The sequence below is a fragment of the Constrictibacter sp. MBR-5 genome (assembly GCF_040549485.1).
Taxonomy (GTDB): domain Bacteria; phylum Pseudomonadota; class Alphaproteobacteria; order JAJUGE01; family JAJUGE01; genus Constrictibacter.
On the sequence record NZ_JBEPTK010000002.1, the window covers coordinates 306,191 to 328,131 of the forward strand.

The 21,941-nt window shown below is 66.3% G+C and carries 21 protein-coding genes; 12 read left to right on the forward strand and 9 right to left on the reverse strand.

Annotated elements, in window-relative coordinates:
- The first annotated feature begins 32 nt into the window (after positions 1–32).
- Entirely contained in the window at positions 33–245 is a 213-nt protein-coding gene (locus tag ABIE65_RS05435; protein ID WP_354076111.1) for a hypothetical protein, read from the forward strand.
- 6 nt (positions 246–251) lie between these two features.
- Here the strand turns inward: ABIE65_RS05435 and ABIE65_RS05440 are convergent, their stop codons facing one another.
- A complete protein-coding gene (locus ABIE65_RS05440; RefSeq protein WP_354076113.1) occupies positions 252–1,862 on the reverse strand; it encodes a GMC family oxidoreductase in 1,611 nt (536 codons plus the stop codon).
- A 219-nt stretch (positions 1,863–2,081) separates the two neighbouring features.
- Here ABIE65_RS05440 and ABIE65_RS05445 point away from each other — a divergent pair, with 219 nt between their 5' ends.
- Both ABIE65_RS05445 and dapB read left to right on the forward strand, forming a co-directional pair.
- Complete coding sequence (locus ABIE65_RS05445; protein ID WP_354076115.1) at positions 2,082–3,605, forward strand: capsule assembly Wzi family protein; 1,524 nt, start codon at positions 2,082–2,084, stop codon at positions 3,603–3,605.
- Between the two features lie 139 nt (positions 3,606–3,744).
- Complete coding sequence (gene dapB, locus ABIE65_RS05450; protein ID WP_354076117.1) at positions 3,745–4,566, forward strand: 4-hydroxy-tetrahydrodipicolinate reductase; 822 nt, start codon at positions 3,745–3,747, stop codon at positions 4,564–4,566.
- A gap of 15 nt (positions 4,567–4,581) precedes the next feature.
- Here the strand turns inward: dapB and panC are convergent, their stop codons facing one another.
- From panC to ABIE65_RS05470, 4 genes are all read right to left on the reverse strand, one after another.
- Positions 4,582–5,412: a pantoate--beta-alanine ligase gene (gene panC, locus ABIE65_RS05455; protein ID WP_354076119.1), complete on the reverse strand. Its 831-nt coding sequence runs from the start codon at positions 5,410–5,412 to the stop codon at positions 4,582–4,584.
- Positions 5,409–6,239, reverse strand: a complete 831-nt coding sequence (gene panB / locus ABIE65_RS05460; protein ID WP_502918506.1) for a 3-methyl-2-oxobutanoate hydroxymethyltransferase — start codon at positions 6,237–6,239, stop codon at positions 5,409–5,411. The genes panC and panB overlap by 4 nt, the downstream gene beginning before the upstream one ends.
- A 180-nt stretch (positions 6,240–6,419) precedes the next feature.
- A complete protein-coding gene (gene ahpD, locus ABIE65_RS05465) occupies positions 6,420–6,971 on the reverse strand; it encodes an alkylhydroperoxidase, AhpD family (RefSeq protein WP_354076121.1) in 552 nt (183 codons plus the stop codon).
- Between the two features lie 73 nt (positions 6,972–7,044).
- The gene (locus ABIE65_RS05470) at positions 7,045–7,584 is read right to left on the reverse strand and encodes a peroxiredoxin (RefSeq protein ID WP_354076123.1); all 540 of its coding nucleotides are present in this window, start codon (positions 7,582–7,584) and stop codon (positions 7,045–7,047) included.
- Positions 7,585–7,696: 112 nt separating this feature from the next.
- Between ABIE65_RS05470 and ABIE65_RS05475 the strand changes: the two genes are divergently transcribed.
- Positions 7,697–8,683 (forward strand): hydrogen peroxide-inducible genes activator, encoded by a 987-nt coding sequence (locus tag ABIE65_RS05475; protein WP_354076125.1) that lies wholly within the window; start codon positions 7,697–7,699, stop codon positions 8,681–8,683.
- Here ABIE65_RS05475 and mepA read toward each other — a convergent pair.
- The gene (gene mepA / locus ABIE65_RS05480) at positions 8,629–9,432 is read right to left on the reverse strand and encodes a penicillin-insensitive murein endopeptidase (RefSeq protein ID WP_354076127.1); all 804 of its coding nucleotides are present in this window, start codon (positions 9,430–9,432) and stop codon (positions 8,629–8,631) included. The genes ABIE65_RS05475 and mepA overlap by 55 nt on opposite strands.
- Before the next feature lie 93 nt (positions 9,433–9,525).
- Here mepA and ABIE65_RS05485 point away from each other — a divergent pair, with 93 nt between their 5' ends.
- A complete protein-coding gene (locus tag ABIE65_RS05485) occupies positions 9,526–10,923 on the forward strand; it encodes a M20 family metallopeptidase (protein ID WP_354076129.1) in 1,398 nt (465 codons plus the stop codon).
- A 71-nt stretch (positions 10,924–10,994) separates the two neighbouring features.
- On the opposite strand, the gene ABIE65_RS05490 is transcribed toward ABIE65_RS05485, so the two are convergent.
- On the reverse strand, positions 10,995–11,972 hold the full coding sequence (locus ABIE65_RS05490; protein ID WP_354076131.1) for an N-carbamoyl-D-amino-acid hydrolase: 978 nt from the start codon (positions 11,970–11,972) through the stop codon (positions 10,995–10,997).
- Between the two features lie 214 nt (positions 11,973–12,186).
- On the opposite strand from ABIE65_RS05490, the gene ABIE65_RS05495 reads away from it, so the two are divergent.
- The 7 genes from ABIE65_RS05495 to ABIE65_RS05525 all read left to right on the forward strand — a co-directional run bounded on the left by ABIE65_RS05495 (position 12,187) and on the right by ABIE65_RS05525 (position 19,932).
- Positions 12,187–12,612, forward strand: a complete 426-nt coding sequence (locus tag ABIE65_RS05495) for a hypothetical protein (RefSeq protein ID WP_354076133.1) — start codon at positions 12,187–12,189, stop codon at positions 12,610–12,612.
- Between the two features lie 37 nt (positions 12,613–12,649).
- Positions 12,650–12,910 carry an ABC transporter permease family protein gene (locus ABIE65_RS05500; RefSeq protein ID WP_354076601.1) on the forward strand — a complete coding sequence of 87 codons (261 nt, stop codon included), beginning with the start codon at positions 12,650–12,652 and terminating at the stop codon, positions 12,908–12,910.
- A 231-nt stretch (positions 12,911–13,141) separates the two neighbouring features.
- On the forward strand, positions 13,142–14,734 hold the full coding sequence (locus ABIE65_RS05505; protein ID WP_354076134.1) for an ABC transporter substrate-binding protein: 1,593 nt from the start codon (positions 13,142–13,144) through the stop codon (positions 14,732–14,734).
- A gap of 87 nt (positions 14,735–14,821) precedes the next feature.
- Positions 14,822–16,390, forward strand: coding sequence for an ABC transporter substrate-binding protein (locus tag ABIE65_RS05510; RefSeq protein WP_354076136.1), 1,569 nt, complete (start codon positions 14,822–14,824; stop codon positions 16,388–16,390).
- A 62-nt stretch (positions 16,391–16,452) separates the two neighbouring features.
- A complete protein-coding gene (locus ABIE65_RS05515; protein ID WP_354076138.1) occupies positions 16,453–17,394 on the forward strand; it encodes an ABC transporter permease in 942 nt (313 codons plus the stop codon).
- Complete coding sequence (locus ABIE65_RS05520) at positions 17,391–18,272, forward strand: ABC transporter permease (RefSeq protein WP_502918507.1); 882 nt, start codon at positions 17,391–17,393, stop codon at positions 18,270–18,272. Before ABIE65_RS05515 ends, ABIE65_RS05520 begins: the two co-directional genes overlap by 4 nt.
- Before the next feature lie 13 nt (positions 18,273–18,285).
- Positions 18,286–19,932 (forward strand): ABC transporter ATP-binding protein, encoded by a 1,647-nt coding sequence (locus ABIE65_RS05525; RefSeq protein ID WP_354076139.1) that lies wholly within the window; start codon positions 18,286–18,288, stop codon positions 19,930–19,932.
- 13 nt (positions 19,933–19,945) lie between these two features.
- Here ABIE65_RS05525 and ABIE65_RS05530 read toward each other — a convergent pair whose 3' ends face one another.
- Both ABIE65_RS05530 and ABIE65_RS05535 read right to left on the reverse strand, forming a co-directional pair.
- A complete protein-coding gene (locus ABIE65_RS05530; protein ID WP_354076141.1) occupies positions 19,946–20,500 on the reverse strand; it encodes a type 1 glutamine amidotransferase domain-containing protein in 555 nt (184 codons plus the stop codon).
- 110 nt (positions 20,501–20,610) lie between these two features.
- Complete coding sequence (locus ABIE65_RS05535; RefSeq protein ID WP_354076143.1) at positions 20,611–21,873, reverse strand: penicillin-binding protein activator; 1,263 nt, start codon at positions 21,871–21,873, stop codon at positions 20,611–20,613.
- Positions 21,874–21,941 lie beyond the last annotated feature (68 nt).

The window sequence follows — 21,941 nt, forward strand, 5'->3', positions numbered from 1 at the left end:
CCCCGAGTGAGGGTGCCGATGGGAGGCAGGCTATGCACTATGTTTTCATGATGGCGATCGCAGCCGTGATCTCGATCGCCGGCATGCAGAGTTCCGAAGATTTCGGGCGGGCCTATTCCGCAGCGGCGGCCGGCGAGGTCACAGACGCAGCCGCCTACGCGATCCGGGGTGTCCGCCGGACGCTCCGCGAGGCCGACAATCGGCAGGTCCCTGAGCATCTGAAGCCGTTCACCCGGCAGATCTGATCAGGGTCAGGCCACCGCGACACCGGCACGCGCCGCCGCCTTGATCATGTCGGCGGCCTTCTCGGCGATCATGATCGTCGGGGCGTTGGTGTTGCCGGAGACGAGGCGCGGCATGATCGACGCATCGACGACCCGCAGGCCGGCGATGCCGCGCACCCGCAGCTCGTTGTCGACGACCGCCATCGGATCGGTGCCCATCTTACAGGTGCCCACCGGGTGATAGACGGTGGCTCCCGTCGTCCGGGCATAGTGCAGCAGTTCGTTGTCGGTCTGTATGTCCGCACCTGGCCGCACTTCCTCGCCACGATAGGCGTCCAGCGCCGGTGCATGCAGGATCTTGCGTGCCCAGCGCATCCCGGCGACGGTCGTCTGCTGGTCGAGCGGATCGGAAAGGAAGTTCGGCCGGATCGCGGGCGCCGCCAGCGGGTCGGCGATCTTGGCGTGCACGCTGCCGCGGCTCTCCGGGCGCAGCTGGCACGGCGCGCAGGAGATGCCGGGGAAGCTGTCCAGGATCCGCTTCACCGGATCGGCGAAACTCGCGGGCGTGATGTGATACTGCACGTCCGGCGACTCCAGTTCGGGACGCGTGCGCACGAAGGCGACGACGCTGGCCGCCGGCAGGGTGAGGAGCCCCTTCCTGAACAGGGCGTATCGGACGACCTCGCGCATCAGCGGCAGGCCGCGCGACAGTTCGTTGAAGGTGACCCGCTGGGTCGCCTTCCACTGCATGCGGATGATGTAGTGGTCCTGCAGGTTCTCGCCGACGCCGGGCAGGTCGTGCACGACGTCCAGCCCCAGCTGCTTCACGCGCTCGCTCTGACCGATACCCGACAGTTCGAGGATCTGCGGTGAGCCGATGGCGCCGGCGGCCAGGATGACCTCGCGTCCGGCGCGCGCCGTCTTCACCGCGCCCCGCACCTGATACTCGACACCGGTGGCACGCCGGCCTTCGGTCAGCACGCGGCGCGTGTGCGCTCCCAGTTCGACGCGAAGGTTGGGGCGCTTCATGGCAGGCTTCAGGAACGCCCGCGCGGTGCTGGCGCGGCGCCCGTCGCGGAGCGTCACCTGGCTGTGGAAGATGCCCTCCTGGTCCCAGCCGTTATAGTCGTCGTTTCCCGGCAGCCCGATCTGTTGCGCGGCCGCAACGAAGGCGTTGCAGACAGGATTGCGCATCGTCAGTTCGGATACCCGAAGCGGCCCGCCGGTCCCGCGCAGGTCCGAGCCGCCGCGCTCGCAGTCCTCGGACTTCTTGAAATAGGGCAGCACGTCCTCGAACGACCAGCCGCGGCAGCCGAGTTGCGCCCACATGTCGTAGTCCTGACGTTGACCGCGAACGTAGAGCATCCCGTTGATCGAGCTGGAGCCGCCGATCACCTTGCCGCGCGGGATGGGGATCGGGCGGTTGCCGGTCGTTTCCTCGGGTTCGGAATAGAAGCGCCAGTTGACGTTCGGGTTGTCGAGCGTCCGGACATAGCCGACCGGAACGTGGATCCAGGGGTTGCTGTCGCGCCCGCCGGCTTCCAGCAGGAGAACCGTGACCCGCGCATCCTCGGTCAACCGGTTCGCCAGAACGCACCCGGCCGACCCGCCGCCGACGATGATGTAGTCATAGTCCATGAACGCCCGCTCCCCTCGGATGACGCGTGATCTTAGCGATGGTCTTCCGCCACGTCTGCACGCGCACGACCGGCGCAGCATGGCCGCCGACGTTGATTCGGGGTTCTCCGGCAACGACGGCAGCGCGGCTTCGCTCGGCGAGCTGGATGGAGCGGAGATTGCCGGGAGCGCTGCTCCCGTGCTAGTGGCAAGAGAGTGCCGCAGGCTTCCAAGGGATACATGAACATCGCGACTTGGTGGCGTACCGCCCGGACTTCGGTGCAGCGAGCCCTCATCGGTGGATTGGCGCTGAGCGTTATCCCGGTGGCCGTGTCCGCATCTCCCTGGGTCGAGGTCGGCGACGATGTGGTTCGTCGCGACGTCGAGATGCTCGCCGGTTTCGGCTTGATGGATGGGCTGACGACCACTTGGCCGATTCCGTGGAAGCAAGTGTCCAAGGCGTTCGAACGTGCCGAGGGTAAGAAGCTTCCGCAGTCTGTGCGCAACGCTCTGATGAGGCTGCGGAGCCGATATTCCTACGAGGCCAAGATCGGTACCCCGCGCGTCGAAGGACGCGCGCAGATCTCGAACGAGCCACGGCTCGTCCGAGGATTCAGGGACACCGGGCGCGACGAGATCGATCTCGAGTTCGGGCTCGAGTACATGTGGGAGTCGACGGCCATCAGGCTGAACGCCGGAATCCTGAGCGATTTCAAGTTCGACGACGCTTCGGTCAATCTCGATCGAAGCTATATCGCGCAGGAACTCGGAGGCTGGTTGCTGTATGCCGGTACGATCGAGGAATGGTGGGGATCGGGCAACGTCAGCAGTCTGATTCGATCGAACAATGCGCGACCGCATCCGCGCGTCGGCATCATGCGCAACGACACCAGCGCCTTCGATACGCCGTGGCTCAGCTGGATCGGTCCGTGGCAGCTCGGAACTTCCGTCGGCTGGCTTGACGACGACCGGACGGTGGAAAACGCGCTCCTGTGGGACATGCATCTCAGCCTGCAGCCCGTGCAGGGGCTGCAGTTCTCCTTCTACCGGTCGATCATGCTCTGCGGCGAGGATCAGTCCTGTTCGCTCGGTACCTGGAGCGATGCCTTCCGTGGCTTGGCCGTCGGCGAGGACCCGAACCAGCTGGGAGGCGGCAACGGCATCAACCAGCTCGCTGGCGCAGACGTCCGCTTCGCGATGCCCATTGGCGAGAACCTCGCCGCGATCTACGGACAGTATGTCGCCGAGGACAAGATCGATGGCTGGCCCGGCAAGGCGGGTTGGCTCGGCGGAGCGTCGCTCGCCGGCTACAGTCAGACGATGCTGTGGGATTGGCAGATCGCGGGAGAAGCTTCAGATACCCGCGCACGGCTCAACGGCGGCAATCCACCTTACGAAAATACGTTCTACAATCACGGCGTGTATAGAAATGGGTACAGATATCGTGGACGTACCCTGGGCCACTCGCTCGATAACGACGCCATGCTCTACTCCATCGTCGGGCAGATCGTGGACGCTTCGAACTGGCGGTGGCGCGGCGCGCTGCACTTGGCAGACCTCAATCGGGACGGTTCCGTCCGTGCCACTGGGAACACTGTTTCCGGCAGCGACGAGACGATTCACGTCGTCGAGGCCGGCGTCGAGGTGCCGATCGGTCCCTCGCTGGTCTCGCTCGATTTCACGGTCCAGGACGATCGGCCCGATACACCCGGCGACAAAGAGTGGCTCGTCACCGCTTACGGAAGCTGGCGCCTCCGCTTCTGAACCCACATCGACCTGTGGATCGACCGGTCCGACCGCATCCCGCGAGCAGCCGTACCATCCCACCCGGCGCGCCCCATCGCTCGCGCGGTCGGGCGGTCGCGTGTAAGACGATGTTGTGAACAGCGTCAGGGAGGCAGCGATGGGTGAGCTTGGGATCGGCGTGGTCGGGGCTTCCGGCCGGATGGGGCAGATGCTGATCCGGACCGTGACCGAGACGGTGGGCGTGCGTCTGGTCGCGGCGACCGAGCGGCCGGGCAGTGCGGCGCTGGGGCGCGATGCGGGCGAGGTGGCCGGGCTCGGCAGTCTGGGCGTGTCGATCGGCGACAACCCGGCAGCCCTGTTTCACACCGCAGATGCCGTGCTGGAGTTCTCGGCCCCTGCGGCGACGACGGCGCACGCGGCGCTGGCGTCGCAGAACGGCAAGATCCACGTCATCGGGACGACCGGCCTGACCGCGCAGGACGAGGCGGCGCTCGCCGAGTCCGCGAAGCGAACGCAGATCGTCTACGCGCCGAACATGAGCGTGATCGTCACGCTGGCGATGGCGCTTGTCGAGCAGGTGGCGGGAATCCTCGGTCCGGACTACGACATCGAGGTGCTCGAGATGCACCACAAGCACAAGGTCGACGCGCCGTCCGGTACCGCCATCGGCCTGGGCAAGGCGGCGGCGCGCGGCCGCGGCGTCGACCTGGACCAAGTGGCGCAGTGGAGCCGGGAGGGTCACACCGGTCCCCGCAGGGCCGGGGACATCGGCTTCGCCACGCTGCGCGGCGGCGATGTGGTCGGCGACCATACGGTCGTCTTCGCCGGCGAGGCGGAGCGGCTGGAGATCACCCATCGCGCCACCAGCCGGCAGATCTACGCGCGCGGCGCAGTGCGCTCGGCGCTCTGGGCGCGCGACAAGGCGCCCGGCCTGTACGGCATGCGTGACGTGCTGGGGCTCGGGCCGCAGGCCCGCTGAGGCGTCTGGGCTGCGTCAGCCCGGAATGTTGTCGATCAGCCGGACCCCGCCCAGCCATGCGGCAGCGAGGACGCGGCGCGGGCCGGCGCCCGGCGGGCCCAGCGTCGTGCCGTCGCGAACCTCGACATAGTCGATCGGATCGAAGCCGCCGGCCGCGAGTTCGCGCCGGGCACCCTGGACGGCCTCTACGGGATCGGCGCCCGCCCGCACGGCCACCGCGACACGCTGCAGGACGGCGTGGAGAAGCGGCGCCTTGCTGCGATTGGCGGGCATCAGGCGCACATTGCGCGACGACAGCGCCAATCCGTCCGCGTCGCGAACCGTCGGGGCGCCTTCGATCGTTACGGGAATGTTCAGATCGGCGGCGAACCGCTTTATCACCTGGAGCTGCTGCCAATCCTTCTCGCCGAAGATCGCGACGTCGGGAAGTGCCTGCAGCAGCAGCTTGCTGACCACGGTGGCGACGCCGTCGAAATGCCCCGGCCTGGCTGCACCCTCCAATTCGTCGCCGATGCCGCGTACCGACACGTTGGTAGCGAAGCCGGGCGGGTACATCTCTGCCGCGTCCGGTGCGAACAGCAGGTCGCAGCCGATGGACGTCAGCTTCTCGGCATCGGACTCTTCGGTGCGCGGGTAGGCGGCGAGATCGCTCGCCTGATTGAACTGCTTCGGGTTTACGAACAGCGTCGCCACGGTGCGCCGGCAACGATCCCGGCCGAGGCGGACGAGCGACAGGTGGCCCTCGTGCAGGGCGCCCATGGTCGGAATCAGCGCCACCGTCTCGCCGGCGGCGCGCCAGCCGCCGATCGTCTCGCGCAGGTCGGCGACCGTGCGGACGATCCTCACTTGCGGCCTGCCGTCGCGCTGAAGACTTGGTCGGGGCCGGGGAAGCGGCGGGCACGCACGTCGGCGGCGTAGCCGCGCACCGCCTCGGCATAAGCGTCGCCCAGCATGGCGTAGCGCTTGACGAACTTCGGGCGGAAATCGGGGAACATGCCGACAACGTCGTCGGTCACCAGGATCTGCCCGTCGCAGGTAACCGACGCGCCGATGCCGATGGTGGGTATCGGCACGCGCCGCGTTATCTCGCCCGAGAGTTCTTCCATGGTCTTCTCGATGACGATGCCGAAGGCACCGGCCTCCGCCACCGCGACCGCATCCGCCATGATCCCTTCGGCCTCGGCCTCGCTGCGCCCGCGCACGCCGTAGCCGCCGAGGGCGTTGATCGACTGCGGCGTGAGGCCGACATGGCCGAGCACCGGCACGCCGCGGCGGGTGAGGAAGCGGATCGTCTCCGCCATCTCGACCCCACCCTCGAGTTTGACCGCGGCACAGCCCGTCTCCGCCATCACGCGCGCAGCCGACCGGAACGCCTGTGCCGGGGACTCCTCGTAGGCGCCGAAGGGCAGATCGACGACGACGCAGGCACGGGTGCTGCCGCGCATCACGGCCTGCCCGTGGGCGATCATCATGTCGAGGGTGACGCCGACCGTGCTCGACATGCCGTAGATCACCATGCCGAGCGAATCGCCGACCAGGATCAGGTCGACCTCCCCGTCCATCAGTCTGGCGGTCGGTGTCGTGTAGGCGGTCAGGCAGACGATGGGTTCACCACCCTTGCGCGCACGAATGGCGCTGGGGGTGAGGGCGCGGACTGGTGCGGACTTGCTCACGGGAGCGATTCCTCGGCGATCGGCGGAATCCGAGCCGGCACTTCTAGTCCGCCGCGGTTCGGCTTGCAAATGTCCCGACATACGGCTGCCGGCGAATCATGCAGGTGCGGCGTGCATGGGCATAAAACAAGGGCCGGACGCCCGACGGCGACCGGCCCTTCTCTGGAATCGGCGCGCCGATCAGGCGGCGGCGCGGGCCGCGCCGGTGGTCGCCTCCTCGGCATCGAGAACGGTGGCGACAGCATGCACCACGGACGCGATGCGGACGGCGGCCTGGATTGCCTCGGTGGGCATCCCGCCCTTGCGCAGTTCATGCTCGTGCGAATCGACGCACATGCCGCAGCCATTCACGGCGGAGACGGCGAGCGACCAGAGCTCGAAGTCGACCTTCTCGACGCCGGGCTTGCCGATGACGTTCATCCGCAGGCGCGCCGGCAGCTTGCCGTAGTCCTCGTTCGAGGAGAGATGCACGAAGCGGTAGTAGATGTTGTTCATCGCCATGATCGCGGCGGCGGCCTTCGCCGCTTCCAGCGCCTCGGGCGTCAGGCGGGATTCCGTCTCGGCGAGAATCGCAGCCGTGACGGTCGCGTTGCGCGACGCGATGGCCGAAGCCAGGAAGGCGCCGTCGCGCTGCTGCTGGGTCAGGGCCGCCTCGGTGGACAGGCTCGACAGGTTCAGCTTCAGGTCCTTGGCGTAGCCGGGGAGCTTCTGCTTCAGCGACTCGATCGACATTTCGGACTCCGGAGTAGGGCAGGGGGACGGTGACCCCCGCGCGCCCGGACGGGCACGCGGGGTGGAGTCGGAATCAGGCGGCCTGGAGGGTCGCCTCGCCCTTGTTCCAGTTGCAGGGGCACAGCTCGTCCGTCTGCAGGGCATCGAGAACGCGCAGCACCTCAGCCGGGTTGCGGCCGACGCTGAGGTCGTTGACCGACACGAAGCGGATGATGTTGTCCGGGTCGACGATGAAGGTGGCGCGCAGGCAGACGCCTTCGGCCTTGTCGAGGATGCCGAGGGATTCGGACAACTCGCGCTTGATGTCGGCGAGCATCGCGAACGGCAGTTCGCGGAGGTCCTCGTGATCCTTCCGCCAGGCGAGGTGAACGAACTCGCTGTCGGTGCTGACGCCGTAGACGACGGCGTCACGATCGTCGAATTCGCTGTTCATGCGACCGAATGCCGCGATCTCGGTCGGGCAAACAAAGGTGAAATCCTTCGGCCAGAAGAAGACGATCTTCCACTTGCCGGCATCGGACTCCGACGTGATCTGGGAGAACGCCTTTGCCATGTCGGTCGAAACGACGGCTTTGAGGTCGAATGCGGGGAACTTGTCGCCAACGGTCAGCAAGGGGAACCTCCTTGTGCGGGTGCGCTGTGGACGCATATGGACGGCATGCATATGCTGCATCGCAACACTTCGGTCCAACGGGATCTCCCGCTTACGGTAATCGCCTAAGCCGATGAAAGCGCTGCCGAGCCTCCGCCAGCTCCGGTATCTCGACGCGCTCGCGCGCGAGCGGCATTTCGGCCGTGCGGCAGAGCGCTGCGCCGTGACGCAGTCGAGCCTGAGCGGCGGCATCCAGGAGCTGGAGGCGCTGCTCGAGGCACAGCTCGTCGAGCGCACGAAGCGCCGTGTCGCCCTGACGCCGCTGGGCGAGGAGATCGTGCAGCGTGCACGGCGCGTGCTGGTCGAGGCGGAGCATCTGGCGGATCTGGCCGCCGCCGCGCGCGAGCCCCTGACCGGGCGGCTGCGCATGGGCGTCATTCCGACGATTGCGCCTTTCCTGCTGCCGCGCCTGCTGCCGGAATTGCGGCGGGCCTATCCGCGCCTGCAGCTCTTCCTGAAGGAGGACCTGACGGCGCGCCTGGTGGACGATCTTCGGGCCGGCGTTCTGGACGTGCTGCTGATCGCGCTGCCCTACGACTGCGGCGAGGTCGAGACATCCATCCTGTTCGACGACGCGTTCCAACTCGCCTGCCACAAGGACCATCCGCTCGCGCGGTCGGAGCAGGTTCCGCTCGATGCCGTGCCGGCGGATTCCCTCTTTCTCCTGCAGGATGGCCATTGCCTGCGCGAGCATGCGCTGTCCGCGTGCGACATGGGCGGGGACAGGCACCAGCAGTCGTTCGAGGCGACCAGCCTGCACACGCTCGTGCAGATGGTCGACAATCGCCTCGGCATCACGCTGCTCCCGCAACTCGCCATCGACGCCGGCATCCTGGACGGCACCGACACCGTGGTGCGGGCAATCGCGGGCGAGCCTCAGCAGCGCCAGATCGGTCTCGTCTGGCGGTCACAGAGCGGTCGCAACCGCGAGCTTCGGATGCTGGCAGACTTCCTGACCGAGGCGCATGCCGCGCTCGTCGGCGGAGTGAGTGTGGGCGGTACGGCTCAGGGGGCTGCGAGTATCCCGGTGCAGGCTGGCGGCAAAGGCGGCGGCACGTAAGCCGGCTTTGGCTTCGACGGCCCCTCGGCCGGGGGTTCGAACCAGGACGCGAGTTCCGCGCCGCAGCCGTCGCCTTCCGGCGGCGGCTCCTGCGGCTCGCAGGACGGGCTGTCGACCGGGCAGTTGAGCCGAACGTGGAAATGCGCCGCATGCGCGTACCACGGGCGGATGACCCGCAGCCAGTCGCGGTTCGCCCAACTGCGATCGCACAGGGCCTGCTTCACCCCCGGATTGACGAAAATGCGCGCGACGCGCGGGTCGGTTGCGGCGAGGCGCAGCATCTCCGCCTGTCGGTCGGTCCAGACGCGCCGGTCCACGTCGCGGAAGCCGGCCGGCACCATGTACCACTGGTCTGCTTCGGTCGGCCTGGGCGGCGCGTCAAGCCTGTACCAGATGTCGGCGTCCAGCCCCATCTGGTGGCTGCGATGGCCCGACGGCATCGGCCCGCCGCGCGGCTGCGACACGTCCTCGACCGTCATGCGGCCCAACCCGGCTTCCTCCATACGAAGCCCGAGGTCGAGGATGTAGGCCACCATGTCGGGATGCGCGTAGCGCCGGTCCCGGTCAATCTCCGTCAGCTGGAAGCCGGGGCCGGTCTGCGGAATGGTTGAGCCCCCGGCCAGGCACCCGGCATTGTATTTTCCGATCGCCTCGGCCGGATGCTGCGACGGTAGTGCTACGCTCGACCAGCCGGCGCCGGGCTGGCCGGCGGCATTCGACGGAACCGCCAGGGCGGCCACTGCCGCCACGGCCGCGACGCGGATCGAAGGCTGGACGCGGCGGAGCGTGCTGCGCCACCATGCGCCTCTCGATTCCTTTCGCTTTCCAGCACGGAGCAGTTCATGTCGCGCGACGCGGCCATCGATCGGGCCATGCGGCTCTTCGACGACGGTACATTCCTGGAGATCCTCGGGCGCCGCGTGGCGATCCCGACGGAGAGCCAGAATCCCGACCGTCTGCCGGACCTCAAGCGCTATCTCGACGACGAGATCGGGCCATCCTTCGCGGCGATGGGCCACTCCAGCCGGGTGTACGCTAACCCGATCGCGGGCGCCGGCCCGGTCCTGCTGGCGGAGCGGATCGAGAATGAGTCGCTTCCGACGGTGCTGGGCTATGGCCATGGCGATGTCGTCCTGGGTGACGATGCGAACTGGCGTGAGGGCCTATCGCCCTGGAAGATACAGCGCGACGGCGAGAAGCTCTACGGCCGCGGCACGGCCGACAACAAGGGCCAGCATACGATCAACATGCTGGCTCTCGAAACGGTCCTCGCCGAGCGGGGCCATCTCGGCTTCAACTCCAAGTTCATGGTGGAGACGGGCGAGGAGAACGGTTCCGCCGGCGTGCGGGAGGTGATCGAGGCCAACAAGGCCGATTTCAGCGCCAACGTTTTCATCGCGTCCGACGGACCCCGCGTCGCCGCCGACCGGCCGACCATCACGCTCGGCAACCGCGGCGCGCGCAACTTCGACCTAGTGGTCGATATGCGCGAGGGTGGCCATCATTCCGGCAATTGGGGCGGCCTGCTGTCCAACCCCGGAATCATTCTTGCGCATGCGCTGGCGACCATCGTCTCGCCGAAGGGCAGGGTGCTGGTGCCCGGCCTGCTGCCGACACCCATCCCGAATTCGGTGCGCGCCGCACTGCGCGACGTCATCCTCGACGCCGGGCCGGGCGCGCCGGCGATCGATCCGGACTGGGGTGAGCCGGGCTTGACGCCGGTCGAGCGGCTCTATGCCTGGAATACCTTCGAGGTGCTTGCCTTCACCACGGGCACGCCCGGCAAGCCGGTCAACGCGGTGCCGCCGAAGGCGCGCGCCAACTGCCAGATCCGCTTCGTCGTTGGCTCCAAGCCTGACGAGTTCGTGCCCGTGCTGCGTAAGCATCTCGACGAGCACGGCTTCGGCATGGTGAAGATCGAGCCGCCGCCGGCGAGCAATGCCGGCGAGTTCGCCGCGACCAGAACCGATCCCGACAGCCCTTGGGCGAAGTGGGCGGCGGAGACGATCGCGTCGGTCAGCGGCAAGAAGACCGCCGTCGTGCCGAACAGCGCCGGGTCGATCTGCAACGACCTCTTCTCCGACTTGCTCGGCATGCCGACGATCTGGGTGCCCCACTCCTACAGCGCCTGTTCGCAGCACGCACCGAACGAGCACATCCTGCTCGCCGAGGCGCGCGAGGCCCTGGCGATCATGACGGGACTGTACTGGGACCTGGGCGAGAATCCGCCGCGAATGTGAGGGGAAGGCGGAACCGGACCGCGTCCCGGTCCCGCCTCGAAAGCCGAGTGGGCTGAGCGACCCGCGGCCGCTCAGCCCTTCGCCTGGGGGCGGATGATGTCGCGCGCTTCGGCCGGGCTCACGACGCCCTTGGTCTCGACGATCAGGCGGTAGCTCGCCGGCTCGCGGTGCTTCGCGAAGTTGAAGACGTTCGCCTTATAGGAGTTACAGAGGTCGAGGTCGCAGCGGGCAAAGATCAGTTCGTCGCCCTGGGTCGCGGCCTGTGCGACGGTCTGGCCCGAGGGCGCGATGATCTGGGTGCCGGCGATCATCGGCACGCCCTCCTCCGGCCCGGCCTTGGCGACGCCCACCACCCATGTGCCGTTCTGGTAGGCGCCCGACTGCATGACCAGCTGGTTGTGGAAGAGCGACAGGTCGTCGTGCTCGGGGGTGGGCGGGTTGTGCACCGGCGTGTTGTAGCCGAGGAGGATCATCTCCACGCCCTGCAGGCCCATCACGCGATAGGTTTCCGGCCAGCGGCGGTCGTTGCAGATGCACATGCCCAGCCGGCCGCCGAATACCTCCCAAACGCCGAATCCAAGGTCGCCGGGTTCGAAATAGCGCTTCTCCAGGTGCTGGAACGGCCGATAGCTTTCGTGTTCAGCATGACCCGGAAGGTGGATCTTACGGTACTTCGCGACGAGGGCACCTGACTTGTCGACGATGATCGAGGTGTTGAAGTGGTGGCGGACGCCCGCTGCGTCGGGCGGCGTCAGTTCGGCATAGCCGAACGAGAAACCGATGCCGAGGCGCTTCGCCTCGTCGAACAGCGGCTGCGTCTCCGGCCCCGGCATCTCGGTCTCGAAAAAGCGGTCCATCTTGGCCCGATCCTCCGCGAACCAGCGGGGGAAGAAGGTGGTCAGCGCGAGTTCCGGATAGACGACGAGATCGCAGCCGGCATCGCGCGCCTGCCGCATCAGCGCGATCAGGCGAACGACGACGTCGGCGCGGCTCTCCTTCAGCGCGATCGGCCCCAGCTGGGCGGCGCCTACGGTCACGATACGGGGCATTCGACGATCCTCGGGCGGCGTGCGGTGGCGGTGAGCCCACTGTAGGGGCGCGTGCGGCCGGCTGCCAAGCGCGTCCCTGGCGCGGCTCCCCGCCGAGCACGAGTCATGCCGTGACGGACCAAGCCCCTATTTGGCCCTCGTATGGCTGGCATGCAATTCGCAGGGGCTACCGCGAACGGCCTTGGGCCTCGGACGCGATAGGGGGAAGATCGCGATGTCGTTTCTCAGCAGGATGAGCCTCACCCTCGCCGGTACCACGGTATTCGCCGCCGTCGCGTTGACAGGAGCTGCGCCCGCACAGGCGGAGAAGGTGCTTCGTGCGAAGATGCACTCGGACCTGACAGTGCTCGATCCGATCGCCACGACTGCCTACCAAGGCTTCTCCGGCGGTTGCCAGGATAGCGCCTGGTTCGGCTGGCCCTGCGACGAGACCATCGAGAAGCTCCGCAGCGACTTCGCTTCCGAGAGCGATCCGGAGAAGAAGAATGAACTCGCCGCGCGGGTCCAGGAGCGCGCCTACGAGATCGTCACGCACCTGCCGCTCGGCCAGTATTTCTCGCCGATCGCGTACAGCGACAAGTTGAAGGGCGTCTGGCCGTCGGTCGCGCCCGTCTTCTGGGGCCTCGATTTCGAATCCTGATCCTGCGAGCGGGCGGAACGGGCGATGTTCCTTTTTTCTGGTCCGGCGAATACTGTCGACCGTCCCGGTCCTGCTGACGGTCGCGGTATTCGTCTTCCTGATCCTTCGGATCGGGCCCGGCGACCTGGCCGCCGTGCTGGCAGGCGATACGGCTTCCCTCCAGCAGATCGAGGAGATCCGCACCCGGCTGGGGCTCAACGAACCGCTCTACAAGCAGTTCGCGATCTGGATGGGGCAGCTGGCGACCGGCGACCTGGACGAGAGCTTCTTCTTCAAGATGCCGGGGAAGGCAGGCTGACATGACCTTCAGGTCATTGCGGGTCGTTTCGACCGTCCAGTTCGATAAACCGGCTCTACTCGACAAATCGGATTGTTCGATTGCCGGCAGACTTCTAAGCTTTCATCCCACGATAGTATCGCGGCGCAGCCGGAGGGACCTGCGCAAATGCGTGGAAGCCGACCGCAGAGTCGGCTGCCACAGCCGAACTGATGGTTCGGTGGCTTCAAAATCCATAACAAGGAGGCATTCGTGAAGGGTATCAACACCAAGGTGGCAGGACTCCTCGCGGCGACGGCGCTCGCCGTTCCCGCCGCGCTCCTCTCGGGCGCCAGCAGCGCGGAGACGGTTCTTAAGGTCATTCCGCACGCCGACCTGAAGAACACCGACCCGATCTGGACCACCGCCTACATCACGCGCAACCACGGCTACATGGTCTACGACACGCTGTTCGCGCTCGACGAGGACTTGAAGCCGCAGCCGCAGATGGCGGAGGGCTATACCGTCTCCGACGATAAGCTGACCTGGAAGGTCACCTTGCGCGACGGCCTCAAGTTCCACGACGGCGCACCGGTGAAGGCCGAGGACGCGGTGGCCTCGCTGCAGCGCTGGGGCAAGCGCGACGGTATGGGCCAGAAGCTGTTCGAGGCGATCGAGAGCATCGCGCCGGTCGACGACAAGAGCTTCGAGATCAAGCTCAAATACCCCTACGGCCTGGTCATCGATTCGATCGGCAAGATCAGCTCGAACGTGCCGTTCATCATGCCGAAGCGGCTGGCCGAGACCGATCCCTTCACCCAGGTCCCGGAGATCGTCGGCTCGGGACCGTTCAAGTTCGAGAAGGAGCAGTGGGTCCCGGGCAGCAAGGTCGTCTACACGAAGTTCGCCGACTACGTGCCGCGGAAGGAGCCCGTGAGCGCCGCCGCCGGCGGCAAAGTCGCAAAGGTCGACAAGGTCGAGTGGCTGTACATTCCCGACCCGAACACCGCGATGAACGCGCTCATCAGCGGCGAGGTCGACTATTACGAGCAGCCGCCGATCGATCTCCTGCCGATCCTGCAGCAGGCGGATGGCGTGAAGGTCGATCGCCTCGACCCGCTGGGCAGCCAGGGCATGCTGCGGATGAACCACCTGCATCCGCCGTTCGACAAGCTGAAGGCGCGCCAAGCGGTGCTGAAGGCGATGGACCAGCGCGAGTACATGCAGGCGGCGATCGGCAATCCGGATTACTGGAAGGTCTGCCAATCCTACTACTCCTGCGGCACTCCCATGGAGACGACCGTCGGCTCCGAGCCCTATCAGGGGAAGGACATCGAGGGGGCCAAGAAGCTGCTCGCCGAGTCCGGCTACAAGGGCGAAAAGGTGGTCATCCTGCACATGACCGACATTCCGGTGACGAACGCGGCGACGCTCGTGACGGCGCAGAACCTGCGTGAGGTGGGCTTCAATGTCGAGATGCAGGCGATGGACTGGAGCACCGTCACGTCGCGCCGCGCCGTGAAGGAACCGCCGGAAAAGGGCGGCTGGAACATCTTCCACACCTGGTGGATCGGCGGGGACATTGCGAACCCGGTGATCCATTCCGGCATTGGCGCCGGCTGCGAAAAGGCGTGGTTCGGCTGGCCGTGCGACGCCAAGCTGGAGGAGATGCGGACCGCCTTCGCCAAGGAGACAGATCCGGAGAAGCAGAAGGCGATCGCCGAAGCCATTCAGAAGAGGAACTACGAGGAAGTCGTCACCCACGGCAACTTCGGCACCTTCTTCACGCCGGTCGCCTATCGGGAGAACGTCTCTGGCATGATCAGGTCGCCGGTCCAGTTCTTCTGGAACATGGCTAAGAACTAGAAGGACGAGCGTTGGACGGGGGCCGTTCGGCTCCCGTCCGGGGAGGCGCGCCGAAACTTTCGGAGAGGAGTCTGGGGTATGGGGTCGATGTTCAGAACAGTCCTGCGTACGGCGGCGGCATTGTTGCCGCTTGCGCTCCACGTGTCGTCTTCGGCATCCGCGGAGACGACGCTCCGGGTCGTGCCGCATGCGGATTTGAAGAACATCGATCCGATCTGGACGACCGCCTACATCACACGCAACCACGCCTATCTCGTCTGGGACACGCTGTTCTCCCTCGACGAGAACTTCCAGCCGCAGCCGCAGATGGTCGACGGCTGGAAGACCAGCGACGACAAGATGGAGTGGACGTTCACTCTCCGTGAGGGGCTGAAGTTTCACGACGGCACGCCGGTTACGTCGGCGGACGTCATCACCTCGCTGGAGCGCTGGGGCAAGCGCGACGGGATGGGCCAGCAGCTTTTTGCTGCGACGGAGACTCTCGAGGCGGTCGACGACAAGACCTTTCGTCTGAAGCTGAAGTCGCCGTTCGGACTCGTGTTGGAGTCGTTCGCCAAGCTGAGCTCGAACGTGCCGTTCATTATGCCGAAGCGGCTGGCGGAGACGGACCCGTTCAAGCAGGTGCCGGAAGTCGTCGGTTCCGGCCCCTTCCGCTTCATGAAGGAGCAGTGGGTGCCCGGCAGCAAGGTCGTCTACGCCAAGTTCGCCGACTATGTGCCGCGCAAGGAGCCTCCCAGCAACGCATCGGGGGGCAAGGTCGCCAAGGTCGATCGCATCGAATGGCTCTACATCCCCGACCCGAACACCGCGATGAACGCGCTCATCAGCGGCGAGGTCGACTACTATGAGAACGCGCCTGCCGATCTCGTCCCGATCCTGCGCCAGGCCGAGGGCGTGAAGGTCGAAACGCTCGATCCTCTGGGCAACCAGGGCATGCTGCGGTTCAACCATCTCCATCCGCCGTTCGACAAGCCGGAGCTGCGCAAGGCCGTCTCCTATGTCTTCGACCAGGAGCAGTTTCTGCAGGCGGGCGTGGGCGATCCCGCCTTCTGGCAGAAGTGCTATTCCTACTCCGCCTGCAATGCGCCGGTCGGTACCGACGCCGGCGCGGTCAAGCAGCCCGACATGGCTAAGGCGAAGGAACTGATGAAGACCGGTGGCTATGACGGCACGCCGGTGACGATCCTGCAGGCGACCGATATTCCGGTGCTGAACGCTGCGGCGCTGGTGACTGCGCAGGGCCTGCGCGAGGCGGGCTTCACGGTCGACCTACAGGCGATGGACTGGGCGACGGTGACATCGCGGCGCGCAGTCAAGGAGCCGCCGGGGAAGGGCGGCTGGAACATCTTCTTCACCTGGACGCTGGCCGCAGACCTGCTGACGCCGCTGGCCACGAACATGAGCGCGGGATGCGACAAGGCTTGGTTCGGCTGGCCGTGCGACGAGAAGATCGAGACGTGGCGCGCCGCCTACCCGCGGGCGACGGACGATGCGACGCGCAAAGACCTGGTCGAGAAAATCCAGGAGCGGAACTATACCGAGGTGCTGACGCACCTGCCGATCGGCGCTTGGTTCAGTCCCGTCGCCTACCGCAGCAACCTGTCCGGCGTCGTGAAGTCGCCGGTGTCGCTCTACTGGAACATCGAGAAGAAGTGACGGTGGACCTGCGGTGCGTTCGCGCCGCCGGATCTTCCCCGAAGCCATAACCAGAGAACTGAATGTTCCGCTTCATCCTGCAGCGCATCTTCGCCACAATCCCCGTGATGTTCGTGGTGGCGGTCTTCATCTTCCTGATGCTCCGCCTCAGTCCCGGCGATCCGGCGACCGTGATCGCCGGCGACTATGCGACACCGGAGGCGATAGCGCGGATCCGCGCCAATCTGGGTCTCGATGAACCGCTTCCGGTGCAGTTCGTCGCCTGGATCGGCAACCTCCTCACCGGCGACCTGGGCATATCGATCTTCTCAAACCTGCCGGTGACGACCCTGATCGCCCAGCGCGTCGAGCCCACGGTGGCGCTGGCGTGCACCACGCTGATCCTGATCCTGGTCGTCGCCGTTCCCCTCGGCACGATCGCGGCGTGGAAGGCGAACACCTGGATCGACCGCACGATCATGATCGGGGCGGTGCTGGGCTTCTCGATCCCGGTCTTCGTGCTCGCCTACATCTTCATCTACATCTTCGCGATCCGCTTCGGCTGGCTGCCGGTGCAGGGCTATGTCAGCCCATCCGTGGACGTGGTGAAGTTCGTGCGGCACATGGTGTTGCCGACGGTGGCGCTCAGCGGGTTCCTGATCGCATTGATCGCGCGCATGACCCGCGCCAGCGTCCGCGAGGTCCTGGACGAGGACTATATCCGCACCGCCCACGCGAAGGGCCTTACGGAGCGGGCGGTCCTGATGCGGCACGCGCTTCGCAATGCGGCCGTTCCGATCGTCACGATGATCGGCATCGCCGTAGCCATCCTCCTGAGCGGCGTGGTCGTGACCGAGACCGTCTTCAACATTCCCGGTCTCGGACGGCTCGTCGTCGATGCGATCCTGAAGCGCGACTACCCGATTATCCAGGGCCTGATCATCGTGTTCTCGTTCGTCTACATCCTGATCAACCTGATCGTGGACATCATCTACACAGCCCTCGACCCGAGGATCAGATATTGAGCCAGCAGGCGAGCGCAACAGTGATGGGCGGCGCGAAACGGCCCGGTCTGGCGGTCATGGACCTGTTCCGCCGACATCCGACGATGATGCTCGGCGGCGCTATCCTCCTGGTGATGGTGCTGGGGGCGCTCCTTGCTCCCTGGATGTTCACCGTCGACCCGATCAAGTTCAATCCGATCAACCGCCTCAAGGTGCCGTCGGAGACGTTTTGGTTCGGGACGGACATGTACGGGCGCGACGTCTACAGCCGCGCGGTCTACGGCACGCGCATCTCGCTGGCAGTCGGCGTTGCCGTCGCGATTCTCAGCGTGGTCATCGGGCTCGCGATCGGCCTCGTCTCTGGCTACATGCGCACGCTCGACCACATCATCATGCGGGTGATGGATGGCCTGATGGCGATCCCGGCCATCCTGCTCGCTGTGGCGCTCGTCTCGCTGTCCGGGGCCAGCATCGTCACTGTCGTCATCGCGATCACCATCCCGGAGGTACCGCGCGTCGTGCGGCTGGTGCGAAGCGTGGTGCTGTCGGTGCGTGAGGAACCCTACGTCGAGGCCGCCGTGGCGGCGGGGACGCCTCTGCCGCTCATCCTGATCCGCCATGTGCTGCCGAACACGGTCCCGCCGCTCATCGTCCAGGCGACCTACATCTGCGCCTCCGCGATGATCACGGAGGCGATCCTCAGCTTCCTCGGTGCCGGCACCCCGCCGGAAATCCCGAGCTGGGGCAACATGATGGCCGAGGGCCGGACGTTCTTCCAGCTGGCACCCTGGATCATCTTTTTCCCAGGGGTAGCCCTGGCACTGATCGTGCTTGCCGTGAACGTCCTCGGCGACGGGCTGCGCGACACCCTCGATCCCCGCATCGCCAAGCGTGTTTAAGGAGCGCCCGCCCGTGACCGCATCGAACGGACCCTCCATCGAGCCGGTTCTGCGAATCGATGGCCTGACCGTGGCGCTGCCCGGCAACGCCGATCGCAAGAATGCCGTCCAGGACGTCAGCTTCGACGTGAAGCCGCAGGAAATCCTATGCGTGGTCGGCGAGTCCGGCTCGGGTAAGTCGGTCACCGCATACACCGTTATGGGCCTACTTCCGAAGCGCCAGCTGACGCCGACAGCGGGCCGCCTGCTGCTGCAGGGGGAGGATCTGCTGAAGGCGACGCCCGCGCGCATGCGCGAACTGCGCGGTAGCCGCATGTCGATGATCTTCCAGGAGCCGATGACGGCATTGAACCCGGTGATGCGGGTCGGCGATCAGATCGAGGAGGTCCTGAAGGTCCACAGCACGATGTCGCCGCAGGAGAGGAGCGAGCGCGTCCTGGGCATCCTGCGCGACGTGCACATGCCGGATCCGGCGAGTATCCGGAACGCCTATCCGCACCAGCTCTCGGGCGGCCAGCGCCAGCGCGTGATGATCGCCATGGCGCTGGTGATGGAGCCGGCCCTGCTGGTCGCCGACGAGCCGACCACCGCGCTCGACGTGACGACGCAGGCGCAGATTCTGCGATTGATGAAGGATCTGCAGCGCGATCACAATACCGGCGTCCTGTTCATCACCCACGATTTCGGCGTGGTGGCGGAGATCGCCGATCGCGTCGTCGTCATGCAGAACGGCCTCGTCGTCGAGACGGGCGACGCGCGGAAGGTGCTGCGCAATCCGCAGCACCCGTACACGCGCATGCTCATCTCCTCGGTTCCGAGCATGACGCCGCGCGCGCGTCGACCCGATCCGACGTCGGCGACGGTTCTGAAGACGCACAATCTGGAGATGGTGTACGGCGGCAAGTCGTTCTTCCAGAAGTCACGGATCGTGCGCGCCGCGCATGAGGTGAACATCGACGTGAAGCGCGGCGAGACGCTGGGGATCGTCGGCGAGTCGGGGTCCGGAAAATCGACGGTAGCCCGCTGCATCGTGCGTCTGATCGAGCCGACCGGCGGCAACATCTATCTGGACGACGCGGATATCGCGCACCTGCCGACCAGCTCGCTCCGCCGGCATCGCAAGCGCGTGCAGATCGTCTTCCAGGATCCCTATCGGTCGCTTAATCCGCGCCGCAGCGTCGGCGACTCGATCGCCGAGGGGCCGATGAACTTCGGCCTGTCGAAGGCCAAGGCCTGGGACCGCGCGAAGGACCTGATGACACTCGTCGGACTCGATCCCAGGGCCGTCGACCGCTACCCCTACCAGTTCTCGGGCGGGCAGCGGCAGCGCATCTGCATCGCGCGCGCGCTGGCCATGGAGCCCGAACTGCTGATCGCCGACGAGGCCGTGTCCGCCCTGGATGTCTCCGTGCAGGCGCAGGTCCTGGAACTGCTCGACGACGTGCGCAAGAAATTCGACCTCGCCATGCTGTTCATCACGCACGACCTGCGCGTGGCCGCTCAGGTCTGCGACCGCGTGGCGGTGATGCACAAGGGCGAGGTGGTGGAGTACGGTACGGCGACGGAGGTTTTCGCCGCACCTCGTCACGCCTATACCCGTTCCCTGTTCGACGCGGCACCGGGGAAGGACTGGGAGTTCGGAAAGTTCGAGGCTGCCTGAGGCCTCCGCGGCGTCAGTCGGCCCTGCCGGAAGCCGCAAAAACCTCGACGAGGCGGGGGCACATCTGTTCGAGGTCGCCGGGGTTTCGACTGGTGATCAGGTTACCGTCTACCACGACGGGCTCGTCACGAACGGTGGCGCCAGCGTTTTTTAAGTCGACCTGGATCGCCTTCCAGCCGGTCATCGTCCGCCCGCTCGCAAGGCCGGCGGTGATCAGGACCTGTGGGCCGTGGCAGATCGAACCGACAGGCTTGCCGCTGCGGAAGAAGTGCGTAACGAAATCGATCATCCCCTGGTCGCTGCGCAGCGCGTCGGGGTTGTAGAGACCGCCGGGAATGAAGAGCGCGTCATAGTCGTCGGCGCGCCCAGCCGTCAGCGGGACGTCCACATCCACCGTCTCTCCAGGCTCCAGGTGACGATAGCCGCGCACTGTCCCAGGCTTCAGCCCGACGATATGGACCGTCGCTCCCGCCTGCTGCAGCGCCGCGCGCGGCTCCGACAGTTCGACCTCTTCAAATCCGTCCGCCGCGATGATCGCAACCTTCTTTCCCGTCAGTTCGCCCGACATTCTGCGATTCCTGTTCCAAATGGCGCCGGCCAATGCCAGCGCCGGAGGAACATTCATCAAGCGCTACAGTTCCGGCGGCCGGAACACGCTGCAAGCAGCCGAAGTGATCGTCAGGAGGATAGGTCCTCGGCCCGCGTCGGCGCCGGGTCGACGATGCGAAGGCCGCCGGGCACGACCTCCATAATGGCGAGACCGCGGTCGGCCGTACCGTCCGGCCGGAAGCGGAAATAGCCGTCGGCGCCGGCGAAGCCACGCGGATTGGTAATGGCCTGCTGGTCGAAGCGCGCGTTCGGCGACTTGGCGATGAGTGCAGTCAGTGCCGTCGCATCATAGGCGAGAGTCGCGATGCGCGGAGGCTTGCCGCCATAGTTGCTGGCGTAACGCCGCTCGAATTCGGCGCGCTTTTCAGGTGGCACGAGGGCGAACCATCCGCCGTTCAGCAACGGCTCCTGGTAGAGGGTGTTGCTGGGATGGTCCCACTGGCTGGTCCCGAGGAACTTCGTGCGCGACGGCTCGATGCCGGCCGATTGAAGCTGCCGAGCCACGTCATTGAGAGCAGGGCCGCTGAAGGGCAGCAGGATCGCGTCGTAGCTGTCACCTTGCGCGAATTCCCTGGCACCGCTGGCCACGGAAGCCGGATTCTCCGGTACGATGATGGTTCGTGCCACGGTGCCGCCATAGCGGCTGGCGCTCGACTGCAGCGCCCCTACGGCGAGGCGGCCATAGGGGCTGTCCGGCGCGAACGCGCCCATGCGGCGCAGGCCGCGGCTGCTGGCATAGGCGACAGCGCGCTGCACCTCCTGGCCCGGGAGGAAGCCCATCAAGTAGACGCCGTTGCCGGCGACCATCTGGTCGTTGGAGAAGGCGATGATGTTAACGCCGGTGCCGCGGGTCGCGTTGGATGCCGCGCGCACCGAAGTACTCAGCAGCGGGCCCAGGATCAGCTTCACGTTCTGGCGCAGCGCGGTGCGGGTCGCTTCCGCGGCGCCGTCGGGAGTGCCCTGGGTGTCCAGCGGGACCAGCGTGAAATTATCGTCCGCCACATCGAACACCGCCATCTGCGATGCCTTCAGGAGGGCCTCGCCAATGGCGGCATGTTGCCCGGACAGCGGCAGCAGCAGCGCCACCTTCACCTTCTCGGCAGGCTTGCTGGTGTCGGTCAGCAGGTCCTTCGGGAGGTAGGGCGGCACCTGGCTGGTATCGTAGCGGGGGGCCGGCTGTTGTACGTTGCCGCCGCTGGTGCCGCTGCTGCCGCATCCGGCGAGGAGTGCCGCGGCGCAGACCAGCGCCGCAGCGGCAATACCGCGGCTCCTCGCCTTGACTGCAGCGGCGACCGGTGCCGGTCGGTTGGCGGGGCAGGGGGGTGTGTTCACAATCTTCCTCCACGAACCGACGGCCGAACGGGATCAAACCTAGCTAACGGGTCCGGCGGGAGCAAACG

What these genes read in the sequence shown, in the direction of transcription:
- ABIE65_RS05435 (WP_354076111.1), top strand. Translation starts at nt 33, where the DNA reads ATGCACTATGTTTTCATGATGGCGATCGCAGCCGTGATCTCGATCGCC.
- ABIE65_RS05440 (WP_354076113.1), bottom strand. Translation starts at nt 1,862, where the DNA reads ATGGACTATGACTACATCATCGTCGGCGGCGGGTCGGCCGGGTGCGTT.
- ABIE65_RS05445 (WP_354076115.1), top strand. Translation starts at nt 2,082, where the DNA reads ATGAACATCGCGACTTGGTGGCGTACCGCCCGGACTTCGGTGCAGCGA.
- dapB (WP_354076117.1), top strand. Translation starts at nt 3,745, where the DNA reads ATGGGTGAGCTTGGGATCGGCGTGGTCGGGGCTTCCGGCCGGATGGGG.
- ahpD (WP_354076121.1), bottom strand. Translation starts at nt 6,971, where the DNA reads ATGTCGATCGAGTCGCTGAAGCAGAAGCTCCCCGGCTACGCCAAGGAC.
- ABIE65_RS05475 (WP_354076125.1), top strand. Translation starts at nt 7,697, where the DNA reads ATGAAAGCGCTGCCGAGCCTCCGCCAGCTCCGGTATCTCGACGCGCTC.
- ABIE65_RS05485 (WP_354076129.1), top strand. Translation starts at nt 9,526, where the DNA reads ATGTCGCGCGACGCGGCCATCGATCGGGCCATGCGGCTCTTCGACGAC.
- ABIE65_RS05490 (WP_354076131.1), bottom strand. Translation starts at nt 11,972, where the DNA reads ATGCCCCGTATCGTGACCGTAGGCGCCGCCCAGCTGGGGCCGATCGCG.
- ABIE65_RS05495 (WP_354076133.1), top strand. Translation starts at nt 12,187, where the DNA reads ATGTCGTTTCTCAGCAGGATGAGCCTCACCCTCGCCGGTACCACGGTA.
- ABIE65_RS05510 (WP_354076136.1), top strand. Translation starts at nt 14,822, where the DNA reads ATGTTCAGAACAGTCCTGCGTACGGCGGCGGCATTGTTGCCGCTTGCG.
- ABIE65_RS05515 (WP_354076138.1), top strand. Translation starts at nt 16,453, where the DNA reads ATGTTCCGCTTCATCCTGCAGCGCATCTTCGCCACAATCCCCGTGATG.
- ABIE65_RS05530 (WP_354076141.1), bottom strand. Translation starts at nt 20,500, where the DNA reads ATGTCGGGCGAACTGACGGGAAAGAAGGTTGCGATCATCGCGGCGGAC.